General features: G+C 48.9%; 14 protein-coding genes. All 14 read left to right on the top strand.

Translation table 11 applies throughout. The features are described from left to right. Positions 1 to 224: ParA family protein (locus tag ACTQ3R_RS15910; RefSeq protein WP_441792705.1), on the top strand; the 224-nt coding region annotated here is incomplete at its 5' end. Further along, on the top strand, positions 224 to 475 hold the full coding sequence (locus tag ACTQ3R_RS15905) for a hypothetical protein (RefSeq protein WP_441780158.1): 252 nt from the start codon (positions 224 to 226) through the stop codon (positions 473 to 475). The genes ACTQ3R_RS15910 and ACTQ3R_RS15905, both read left to right, overlap by 1 nt. A gap of 110 nt (positions 476 to 585) precedes the next feature. Continuing rightward, a complete protein-coding gene (locus ACTQ3R_RS15900) occupies positions 586 to 999 on the top strand; it encodes a helix-turn-helix domain-containing protein (RefSeq protein ID WP_441792683.1) in 414 nt (137 codons plus the stop codon). A 103-nt stretch (positions 1,000 to 1,102) separates the two neighbouring features. Further along, the gene (locus ACTQ3R_RS15895) at positions 1,103 to 1,576 is read left to right on the top strand and encodes a hypothetical protein (RefSeq protein WP_441780149.1); all 474 of its coding nucleotides are present in this window, start codon (positions 1,103 to 1,105) and stop codon (positions 1,574 to 1,576) included. A gap of 23 nt (positions 1,577 to 1,599) precedes the next feature. Then, entirely contained in the window at positions 1,600 to 1,938 is a 339-nt protein-coding gene (locus tag ACTQ3R_RS15890) for a hypothetical protein (RefSeq protein ID WP_441780150.1), read from the top strand. An 891-nt stretch (positions 1,939 to 2,829) separates the two neighbouring features. Further along, positions 2,830 to 3,852 (top strand): hypothetical protein, encoded by a 1,023-nt coding sequence (locus ACTQ3R_RS15885; protein WP_441780151.1) that lies wholly within the window; start codon positions 2,830 to 2,832, stop codon positions 3,850 to 3,852. Between the two features lie 12 nt (positions 3,853 to 3,864). After that, on the top strand, positions 3,865 to 4,659 hold the full coding sequence (locus ACTQ3R_RS15880) for a hypothetical protein (protein WP_441780152.1): 795 nt from the start codon (positions 3,865 to 3,867) through the stop codon (positions 4,657 to 4,659). Between the two features lie 185 nt (positions 4,660 to 4,844). Beyond that, the gene (locus tag ACTQ3R_RS15875; protein WP_441780153.1) at positions 4,845 to 5,087 is read left to right on the top strand and encodes a hypothetical protein; all 243 of its coding nucleotides are present in this window, start codon (positions 4,845 to 4,847) and stop codon (positions 5,085 to 5,087) included. 465 nt (positions 5,088 to 5,552) lie between these two features. After that, positions 5,553 to 6,950, top strand: coding sequence for a hypothetical protein (locus ACTQ3R_RS15870; RefSeq protein ID WP_441780154.1), 1,398 nt, complete (start codon positions 5,553 to 5,555; stop codon positions 6,948 to 6,950). 82 nt (positions 6,951 to 7,032) lie between these two features. Then, a complete protein-coding gene (locus ACTQ3R_RS15865; protein WP_279203157.1) occupies positions 7,033 to 7,302 on the top strand; it encodes a type II toxin-antitoxin system Phd/YefM family antitoxin in 270 nt (89 codons plus the stop codon). Then, positions 7,292 to 7,555: a Txe/YoeB family addiction module toxin gene (locus tag ACTQ3R_RS15860; protein ID WP_154042245.1), complete on the top strand. Its 264-nt coding sequence runs from the start codon at positions 7,292 to 7,294 to the stop codon at positions 7,553 to 7,555. The genes ACTQ3R_RS15865 and ACTQ3R_RS15860 overlap by 11 nt, the downstream gene beginning before the upstream one ends. Before the next feature lie 14 nt (positions 7,556 to 7,569). Next, on the top strand, positions 7,570 to 7,800 hold the full coding sequence (locus ACTQ3R_RS15855; RefSeq protein ID WP_441780155.1) for a DUF5348 domain-containing protein: 231 nt from the start codon (positions 7,570 to 7,572) through the stop codon (positions 7,798 to 7,800). A gap of 1 nt (position 7,801) precedes the next feature. Continuing rightward, positions 7,802 to 8,002 carry a hypothetical protein gene (locus ACTQ3R_RS15850; protein ID WP_441780156.1) on the top strand — a complete coding sequence of 67 codons (201 nt, stop codon included), beginning with the start codon at positions 7,802 to 7,804 and terminating at the stop codon, positions 8,000 to 8,002. Positions 8,003 to 8,141: 139 nt separating this feature from the next. Further along, positions 8,142 to 8,790, top strand: a 649-nt coding sequence (locus ACTQ3R_RS15845) for a ParA family protein (protein ID WP_441792704.1), incomplete at its 3' end; no start/stop codon positions are given.

Here is an 8,790-nt window from a genome sequence, read left to right as displayed (position 1 = left end):
GGTTCAATCCCAGGGCCAACATCAGCCGGCAGATCAAGGAGCTGGCGGAGCAGCTGAGCGAGTATATCTCGGCGCCGATCTACAAGACCTATATTCGGTCAGCGGTGGCCGTGGAGGAGGCCCAGGCAAATCGGGCTGACATATTTGACTATGCCGGAAAATCTACCGTGGCAGAGGACTATAAGGCGTTCATCGAGGAGTTTCTGAAAGGAGTAAATGAGTGATGGCAGGAAAAGCAAAGTTTGACCAGGAGGCTGCGTTCAAGTCAATTATTGGAGCTGGGCGAGAGTCAGAGCAAGTGGCTCCAGAACGGCCTTTGGCAAAGAGCAAGGAGAAGAACCGGGTACAACGGTCGTATTTTCTGGATCGGGATATTGATAGAGCACTTAGGAGGATGGCTCTGGAGGAGGATAAAAATTTGACTGAAACGGTCAATGATCTTTTACGTCGGGGATTGGAAGAGTATATAAAATAAATTGAATCATTCAACAAGAAAAAATGAAAAAGGCAATCGTTGATTGCCTAAATGTAAACCGCTTGCGGTTTACATTTAATGTGTGTTCTTGTACTTTAGGAGTGTAGAGAATGAAATTGGAGGAGAAGTTATTTTCTTTGCGAAAAGCAAAAGGACTGTCCCAAATGAAGCTTGCAGAGATTATGAATGTATCCCGTCAGGCCATTTCTCGATGGGAGGTTGGGGCTGCAGTTCCCTCTACTGATAATTTAAAGTTTTTGGGCCGGCTGTATAATGTTCCTTTAGAATATTTGCTTCATGATGATGCGCCAGATCCTGTACCACAGGAGCCAGATGAAAAGGTAGCAGTACCTGGTATAGAAAAGAGATGGATTTTGATATTTGTAGCAATTATGGCTACTGTTGTAGTGTTTCTTTGCATAGTACTTTTAAGAGATGAGCCTAAAAAGTCTATGCAAATGGATGAGATAGAAAGGAGTGAGGTAGAAACGGATAATACAAATGATTTTGAATTAGAATTCTGATCTGAGAAGAAGGGAGGGGAAGAAATGAGACTGAAACGAGTTTTCAGTGTGGTAATGGCTTTAGTCGTTAAAAAAATTTATTAGCATATGCATGGTGCTTGCGATGATTACGCCTATGCTTCTGATTCCTGCATTTGCAACTGAGGAAACGGAAGATAATTTGGAAGAACTACCACCAGGGGTTGAGCTATTAGAGGGGGAAGTTTGGGTTCCTGCTTCAGAAGGACCCATGAAGAGAGAGCCTCCAAATGCAGCGTGTCTGAAAACTGATCACCTTCCACCACAGGGATATAGCTATGTTGGCTATAGGAGGGGGGATACACGGATAGAAAATCTACAGGCAACTATATCCGGTTTTATAGTTTCGTTACTTGTTCCTGATTTAGGATTATTGGTTGGAGCTATCAGTATAGGTATTGCGCTTGATGAATTGGATAGTGAAATTAGTGGCACATACACAGAATATATGTGGTCGAATGGAAGTAACACTTGGTCTCATGTCGTAGCATATACTGAATTTGAAGCAAATGGGATGACTTATTATGAGTATGTAAATTGTGAGGTCAAGACCTATTGATGCGGCCAACGGTGGAGGCTCCAATGAATGTAAAAATAAAATTTATGGATATATCATTGATGATATTTTGGTTGTTGGAGGGGATTCCTCTTTTACGATTGCCAGGAGGATTAAGCAACCTGTTTTTATTATGGGGAGCGTTTTATATTCTTGCTTTTACTGTTATTCATTCATTTAGGAAAAGAGTAACAAGCAATCAAAAGTATCTCTTTGGCGTAATTTTGGGAATACATCTTTTATCCAGTGCTGTTTCCTGCACTTTGTTTTGGGTGTATGAAATGTCTGTAGGATTACTATTACCACTTACAAAAGCTCCGTTGTTGCATCTTTTTTATAAGTGGGAAGAAGTGGGTCAGGAATAAATTATTCCATTTACTTGATGATGCGACAGAGACTGGCAACAAAGATTGGTCTGGTTGCTCATGATGAACTGTTCTATATGGAGTTTTAGGTAAGATGTAGAAAAAAAGAAGGTCCGTTGCAGAATATATCTGCAACGGACCTTCTTTAACGGTTTACCCGTTTATATTATGAACGGGTAAACCGTTATCCGGTTGTTTTTCTGCGTATGCTGTTGACTTCCTCGTTTATTTATGGTAGTATGAGGATGGGTTAGAAGAGTGTTTTTGCGGGGCTGCGGTCGGCGTCAGCTGAGTGCTGCAGCAGGATTCGATGCTCGTCTGGGCGAGGGTAAATAGTAATTAGGCCCAGAGCGTCTTGGCCGGGAGCTGCCGGTCAGGGGTTTAGCAGTTTGCTAATACAGAAGCCATATCAGGGTTGATACTCCTGTATGGTGTGCGGGCTTGCCGAAGTAACCTTTGTGAACTGGAAAGCGCACCATGGACCCCAGAGTAAGTAATCTTTGTGAAAGCCTGGGTAAGCAAAATGTATCGTGTCCCTACCCACCTTCTGATAGTAGCCAGGATACTGTAGATCTCCTGGAGAGCCGCACCCTCTACAAAAGTGCCGACAGATCTCGAACTGCCGTAGATCTCAATAAATCGGGGCTGCACACATAAGCAGTTCAAAAAAGTGTCGGGAGCAATCCCAAAACCGTCACACATAAGACGCTAAAAAGTGTATTTGCCGATTGCCGAGTCTCCGAGGGGAGCTGACATGAGGCGGCCTTAGCTTTAACGAACTATATGAGAAATAGAATTATAGAAAAACAGAATTATAGAAAAAAAGTTTACTATAAATATATTTTTATAGATTTATAGTTATATAGTTTTCGCAAGAAAGGAGGATGCTGCATGGGCCGACGCAATAAGGCATACTCCAAGGATCTTCATCAACAAGCCTATGATCGTCTAACTGGGATGCAGGCGTTTGGCGAGAGTAAGAAGGAGGCCGTGGCCAACGGAACAGAGAAGGAGAAGATATTCTCCTTCAACACCTACAAGTCATATTGGAAGCATACAAAGTATTTCATCAAGTATATCAAGGAAAATCACCCGGAATGCACCACTTTGAAGAGCGCAAAAAAATATGTGAATGAGTGGCTGCAGACCAGAGTGGATCAGGGCCTTTCTGCATGGACGGTCCAGCTGGAGGCCAAGGCCATGGGAAAGCTGTACGGCATTTCTCCGGATGATGAAAACTACTTCAAGCCCCCAAAACGGAACCGGGAGGATATCAAACGGAGCCGCGGGGACCGGGTGAGGGACAAGCATTTTTCAAAGACCAATAATGACGAACTGATCAAGTTCTGCAAGGGGACGGGCCTGCGCCGGGCGGAGCTGGGAGAACTGCGAGGGAAAGACCTGGTCACCAGGGAACAGATCGAGGCGGAGATTTCCCAGTTGGAGAGCCGGTCGGCAGCGGAGCTGACGCCAGCTGACACAAAGCGGCTTGAAATGCTCCAGGACACCCGGTTGTTCGAGGGGGACTACTTTACCCATGTCCGCAACGGAAAGGGCGGACGGGAGCGTATGAGCCCCATTATTGGGCCGAATACGGAGCAGATCGTGGAACGGATCAAAAGCACACCGGCAGAGGAAAAGGTGTGGCAGCATATCCATCAGAGTGCCGATATACATGGGTACCGGGCGGAGTACGCCACGATCATTTATAAGGCGAAAGCCAGGGCCATTGAGGAGATTCCTTATGACCGAGTGAACCGTGGGACCGGCAGGAAGTATCAGAGTGAAGTTTATACCTGCAGGAAGGACGAGGCTGGTAGGAAGCTGGACAAGGCTGCTATGCTGGTGTGTAGTAAGGCCCTGGGACATAACCGGATTGAAGTGGTGGCCAACAATTATATTCGGGGCTTGTAAGGAGGGATTGGGGTGCCAAAGTTTGTTCGGGAAAAGATGCTGGGTGGTTATACGGAAGTTGCTGGTGGGCACTCCGATCCGGAATGTACGCATGTCATCCTGAAGGCTGCAGAGTATGACAAGATCCTGGATGAAAAAAGATCTGCAGAAAGGGAAGCTGCCGTTACCAGGGCGGATGGGGAACGGGCGCTCCAAACATTGAGAAGAGAGTCGGAGAGCCGGCTGTGGCAGGTGCAGGAAGAGTCCAGAAAGGCAGCAGAGGCCGCTGCTGCGGAACTGGAGAGAGTAAAACAGGAGGCAGCGTATCAGCGGTGTCTGAATGAGAACCTGCTGCGGATCTCCAGGGAGAGAGCCAATGCGGATAGAGAGCTCAAACCTAAAAAAGAGCATAGCGGCTATGTGGTGACAGTATCTGCAGAGAAAAAATATCGGTATAAAGCGGACCGGAGGACATGGAGGACGGTGACGCTTTGGGAAACAACTATCCAGAGTCCGTATTCAGCGGAGTTTACAGAGGAGCAGGCAAGAACACAAATAAGAGAAGAACTGTTTTCCAGAGATGGCAACTGGGTCATAGGCAGAATCGGAATAAACGGGCGCTATGCTGGTGATTATGAGGACCTGATATCGGATGAAAAAGTCGAGCCAGAGTTTCTGGAACGGAATATTGCGTTGGGTGGCCAGCAGGGGCTGAGAATGAATTTTAAGACAGGATATTGGGAAGTGAGCATATTCCATACAAAACCTTTGAGCCGAGTGCCAGAAGATATGAGAGCCAGGACAGTAGCAGATCAAAGAGCGAGATGAGAAGGAAGGGACCGGGGTGATGCAGTCGGAAGAAAAAAGAGTGTGGTACTCATCCGGTGAGAAGATAGTTTCCATGAGTCCCTGTGAGGGATATGAGGAAGTGGTATTTTCTTCTGTGATGGAATGGTTTGACTTCATACAGAGCTTGGTGCAGGAAGGTTATAGAGCCACTTGAGGAGGTTACTATGAAAACAGGTATTTGTTCTGAAGATACCACTGTTCATCGCATGGTAGTTGTTTGGACTGGCCTTGAGACCGAGCAGCTGGAGGAAGGTGCGGTATTGGAGATCCAGGTGGCCGGTCACTGGATTGAGGTCGAGCTGGAGCGAGATCCTGACGGTGGATGGTGCTGGCGGGATCTGGAGAGCGGATGGGCGCTGCGGCGTACCAATGCGGCCCCTATCAGAGTCAGGAAAGATAATGTCTGAAATTAGCCTGTCCAGGAACCTTGAAAGAAGGTCCAGGACAGGCTATAATGACAATAAAAAATAGGGAAAAAATCTATTGATAATATATGCCGTGTAAGTGAGCCCTGTGCGAGTGTAAATATGGGGGAAATTTGTTCTGTCGAAAAATAGGGAAAAAATCTATTGATAATATATGCCCCCCTATGGGCCTTAGGCCCTCAAAAAATCTCTTGAAATTCTCTCTCGGATAGGGAGAAAGTCGGAGGGAAAAAGGGGGGTGGGCGGAGGCTGTGGGAATGTGGTAAACCCGATAGGGTTTTCCATCATTTCCACAGCCGGAGCCAGGGGGGAAAGGGGGAGGTGACTTTCTCTTTAAGGCCCCGAAGGGGCCGCTCTTTGGCTCCCCCTTTCCCCCCTTCTCGCCCGCAGGCGTTCCCCGCCGCAGCGGATTTTCTTTTTGCTACTTTTTCTTTTGGAGGTGAGCGTATGGCTATGGATCAGCAGACCGCCATGGAGCAGCTGCGGGCGTTGTATCAAGAAAAGAATGCGCATTTGGAGAAGTTTCTGGAGCCGGTCACTCCTTTTGAGTTTTACCGGGAGATCTTCCCAGTGGGCAGTTTTGAGAGAAAAGGCCATTTTGAGGACGCAAAGGGAAACGGGATTGCGGTGACGGTGCCAAGAGGTGCAGGGATTGCCTTGGAGATTAAGTCGAAAGGTAAGGCTAAACGCTATACCATCACCGATGAACTGTCGGAGCTGTCGGAGGTCTTTGATACAGACTTCACTATTATGTCCCCTCTGTCCTATTTTGGCCGGCAGCGGTGCGGTAAAAATGCCCGGTATCTCTATGCCTTGGTCTTTGACCTGGATGGGGTCGGAATGCCCCAGCTCCGGGATACGCTGCACCAGATGAACAAGGATATTCTTCCCCAGGCAACCTTTGTCGTAAACAGTGGAACGGGGCTTCACCTGTATTATGTTCTGGAGGAGCCGATCCCTATGTACCCGCACAATCAGAAATGTTTGAAGGAGCTGAAGTATTCCCTCACCAGGCAGATCTGGAACAGATATACCTCTACCATTAAGGAGCCGCAGATGCAAGGCATATTGCAGGGGTTCCGGGTGGTAGGGTCTGGCTCCAAGCTGGGACGGGAGTACCCAGTGACAGCTTATCGGCTTGGCGGACGGATAACGCTGGAGAAGCTACTGGAGTTTATCCCGGATAGCAACGGGGAGCAGCAGCGGCTCCTGGGTCTTATGCGGAAGGGGCGGCTCTCGCTGGCCGAGGCAAAGGAGAAGTACCCGGATTGGTATGAGCGGCGGATCGTTAAGAAGGAGCGACGGGGCCGCTGGACGGTCAAGCGTGACCTTTATGACTGGTGGCTGCATCGGATCGGGGATGAGATCCGGGTTGGCCATCGGTTCTATGGCATTATGACGCTGGCGATCTATGCGAAGAAGTGCGGGATAGATGAAGAGGAGCTAAGGGAGGATGCCTTTTCTCTGCTGAAACCTTATGATGATATGAGTGTGGAGGACATCAACCGCTTCACAAAGGATGATGTAGTGTGCGCCCTGGAGATGTTCAACGAGGACTATGTGACATTTCCCAGGGACGATATAGCCAAACTTTCAGGATTGACGATACCTGTGAATAAAAGAAATGGGCGAAGACGAGAGCAGCATTTGCGCTTGGCCAGGGGACAACTGGCAATTTTGAAGGACATGGGAGAGGCGAGACAGGGAAGGCCAGCAGGAAGTGGGACGGCTGAGAGGCAGGTGTATGAGTGGCGTCAGCAGCATCCTGAGGGCCGCAAGGCCGACTGCCACCGGGATACGGGTCTTGATCCCAAGACTATTCGCAAGTGGTGGGATTTGAAATAAGCTGCACTTGCTTTGGTTGGCTTAATGTGGTACAATATATAGTACAAAATATGGTGCATAATATGGAATGGAGGTGTGTACTATGATCGCAATTAACTTTTCGACTGCCCGTGGTCGCTTGAAGGATTTCTGCGACAGAGTGACCGACAGAGGAGAAACGGTAATTGTAACCAGGAAAGCTGAAAAAAATGTGGTGATTATCAGCGAGGAACGGTTTAATGAGCTGGAAAAGGCAGAGCGGAATGCTGCCTATCTTGGAAAGCTGGAAAGAGGTCTGGAGCAGGTGCGCGCCGGCTTTGGGATTGTGAAAACGATGGAGGAGCTGGAGGCGATGGCGGGCGATGGCACATAACATTACCTTCTCGCCTGACGCCTGGGCGGATTACCTGTACTGGCAGTCAGAGGATAAGAAAACGCTGAAGCGGATCAATAAGCTGCTCCAGGAGCTGCAGCGTGATGGGGCAGTACAGGGCATAGGAAAAGCGGAGCTGCTGCGGAAGATCAAGGGTATGAGTAAGCGCATTGACGATACAAACCGGCTCGTCTATACCGTTGAAAATGACAGCATTATCGTTTTATCGTGCCGGGGGCATTATGAGGACTGATTGGAGGGAGAGCCATGTCTCGAAAAATCTTGCAGATCGGCTACGAGCCGGAGCGTGATCGCCTGACCTGGGATGGTTGGGACATTCACTGTGGCCAGGGTATGGAGGTGCTACTCCCGGATCGGCTCGATGGCGGCACATGGCGGGCCGTCTCCTTTGAGTACAATGACGATGGTTGGTATATTCCTGGGCATCCTGGTGTGTCTCCAGTGGGCCTGTGGGCGCGCGAAAGAGCGGAGGGCTGATATGAATTGCCGCTATACTGATGAAGAGCTGAAGGAAGATGTGGAGCGTACCATCGGGATCAGAGCGAGGGATATTGAGAAGATCCAGTTCTGTGGCCTGTGGCATATTCGCTTCCGGGCCTTTGGCACGGACTTTTATTATTATCGGGCCGATTCCGAGGACACAGTGCATTTGGTTGAGTCGCCCTGGAAGTGGGAATAAAGCAAGAAAAAGTCGGCCAAACAAGGCCGGCTTTTCTTTGCTTCCTGCAGTTACATATTGCTATAAAAAAATATATATAGTAAAATAGATATATAGATTTATAGATAAATACAATTCTACAAAAGAGGAGAGATAGTCAATGATAGTAGCTGTGGCCAACCAAAAAGGAGGCGTCGGTAAGACAACTACTGCCCAGGCCCTTGTTGCAGGACTGGCAGGTAAAGGGTACAAAGTATTGGGGATTGACCTCGATCCCCAGGGGAATTTCTCAACGGCCTGCGGCGTGGAGAGCTACAATATCCCGACAATCTATGAGGTGATGAAACGGGGGGCCACCATCCAGGAGGCCATGCAGCACACGAAGGGAGGGTATGATCTGGTGCCGGCAAATATCATGCTGGCCGGGGCGGAGCAGGAGCTGTCCCAGACCGGCAAGGAGCATCGTCTGAAGGAGGCCGTTGCTCCGGTCGCCAGCGACTATGACTTCATCGTGATAGACACGCCTCCCTCCCTGGGGGTGCTGACGGTGAATGCCTTTACCTGTGCCACCGATATTCTGATCCCTACCACGGCCGGGATCTTCGCCACAGCTGGGATATCCCAGCTCAATGAGACAGTCACCAGCGTTCAGAAGTATTGTAATCCTGGCGTGAAGATCCGAGGCATTCTCTTTACCCGGTTCAATCCCAGGGCCAACATCAGCCGGCAGATCAAGGAGCTGGCGGAGCAGCTGAGCGAGTATATCTCGGCGCCGATCTACAAGACCTATATTCGGTCAGCGGTGGCCG

The organism is Lawsonibacter sp. LCP25S3_E2 (genome assembly GCF_052117285.1).
GTDB lineage: Bacteria > Bacillota > Clostridia > Oscillospirales > Oscillospiraceae > Lawsonibacter.
The sequence above is the reverse complement of the archived record's forward strand: the minus strand, read 5'-3'. Positions and strand labels throughout refer to the sequence as shown.

Excerpts from the sequence above, each read along its gene's own strand:
- ACTQ3R_RS15905 (WP_441780158.1), top strand. The coding sequence starts at position 224 with ATGGCAGGAAAAGCAAAGTTTGACCAGGAGGCTGCGTTCAAGTCAATT.
- ACTQ3R_RS15900 (WP_441792683.1), top strand. The coding sequence starts at position 586 with ATGAAATTGGAGGAGAAGTTATTTTCTTTGCGAAAAGCAAAAGGACTG.
- ACTQ3R_RS15895 (WP_441780149.1), top strand. The coding sequence starts at position 1,103 with ATGATTACGCCTATGCTTCTGATTCCTGCATTTGCAACTGAGGAAACG.
- ACTQ3R_RS15890 (WP_441780150.1), top strand. The coding sequence starts at position 1,600 with ATGAATGTAAAAATAAAATTTATGGATATATCATTGATGATATTTTGG.
- ACTQ3R_RS15885 (WP_441780151.1), top strand. The coding sequence starts at position 2,830 with ATGGGCCGACGCAATAAGGCATACTCCAAGGATCTTCATCAACAAGCC.
- ACTQ3R_RS15875 (WP_441780153.1), top strand. The coding sequence starts at position 4,845 with ATGAAAACAGGTATTTGTTCTGAAGATACCACTGTTCATCGCATGGTA.
- ACTQ3R_RS15870 (WP_441780154.1), top strand. The coding sequence starts at position 5,553 with ATGGCTATGGATCAGCAGACCGCCATGGAGCAGCTGCGGGCGTTGTAT.
- ACTQ3R_RS15865 (WP_279203157.1), top strand. The coding sequence starts at position 7,033 with ATGATCGCAATTAACTTTTCGACTGCCCGTGGTCGCTTGAAGGATTTC.
- ACTQ3R_RS15860 (WP_154042245.1), top strand. The coding sequence starts at position 7,292 with ATGGCACATAACATTACCTTCTCGCCTGACGCCTGGGCGGATTACCTG.
- ACTQ3R_RS15855 (WP_441780155.1), top strand. The coding sequence starts at position 7,570 with ATGTCTCGAAAAATCTTGCAGATCGGCTACGAGCCGGAGCGTGATCGC.
- ACTQ3R_RS15850 (WP_441780156.1), top strand. The coding sequence starts at position 7,802 with ATGAATTGCCGCTATACTGATGAAGAGCTGAAGGAAGATGTGGAGCGT.